We start from the raw sequence: 968 nt of genomic DNA, 5'->3' as shown, positions 1-968 counted from the left end.
GGCGGGAGCGGCCGGCACTGCCGGCGCCGGCAGTCGCCCTTCGGTGCCGGGATCAGCCGGTTTCGGCGCCTCGGGCGGCGTCAAGGCCGCCACCTGCGCCGGCGGCGTTGGATGAAGATACGGGTCGAGTGCGCCCGATACATAGGCGGTTCCCGCGGCCGCGACGGTCCCACCCGCCGCGAACAGGAACGCCTTCAATGGATTAATTGCCATATTTCCCTACCCCTTAGCCACCTAATGCCGGTCTAGCGTGTTTTCCCAATGCCGACAAGAAAGACGGGCCAACAAGAAAAAGCCCTGACTTGTCAAGCCTTGGGGCTTGACCACGCTTTCAGACCCAATCACCAATCATCCGTATGAACACGATTCGATCCGTCTGCGTCTATTGCGGCTCGTCTCCGGGCCGCGATGAAATCTATATGAAGGCCGGACACCTGCTTGGCCGTTCAATTGCCAAGGCAGGCCTGCGGCTGGTCTATGGCGGCGGCACCAAAGGCATTATGGGCGCCGTCGCCGAAGGCGCGCTCAAGGCCGGCGGCAAGGTCACGGGCATCATTCCCCGCTTCCTGATCAACAAGGAAGCAACCGAAACCGCGCTCGACCGGCTCGATGAACTCCTCATCACCGACAATATGCACGAGCGCAAACACAAGATGTTCGAGAAATCCGACGCCTTTGTGGCGCTGCCGGGCGGCATCGGTACAGTCGAAGAGATCGTCGAGGTCATGACCTGGGGGCAACTCGGCCATCACCGCAAGCCGATCGTCTTCGGCAATATCAACGGATTCTGGGACCCGATGCTGTCGTTGCTTGACCACATGGCGGAGGGCTTCATCCACACCGCAAAGCGCGTTCAGCCGCTGGTGATCAACGATCCGGAAGCCATCGTCGCCGCCATCATGGTAGCAGGCTCGTCCGTCGATGCGCCGACCGAGGGCATGCAGTCGGTGATCGACAAGATGTAAGGG

The 968-nt window shown here is 61.3% G+C and carries 1 protein-coding gene and 1 pseudogene; one reads left to right on the top strand and one right to left on the bottom strand.

The features are described from left to right. Positions 1 to 213 (bottom strand): annotated as a pseudogene (locus tag AC1DX0_RS36410) (peptigoglycan-binding protein LysM); the annotation flags it as partial. A gap of 143 nt (positions 214 to 356) precedes the next feature. Between AC1DX0_RS36410 and AC1DX0_RS36405 the strand changes: the two are divergent. Continuing rightward, entirely contained in the window at positions 357 to 965 is a 609-nt protein-coding gene (locus tag AC1DX0_RS36405; RefSeq protein WP_477219409.1) for an LOG family protein, read from the top strand. Positions 966 to 968 lie beyond the last annotated feature (3 nt).

This window comes from Mesorhizobium sp. P3_A9 (assembly GCF_056402975.1).
Note: the sequence above shows the minus strand (reverse complement) of the source record. Positions and strands in the feature narration are given on the sequence as shown.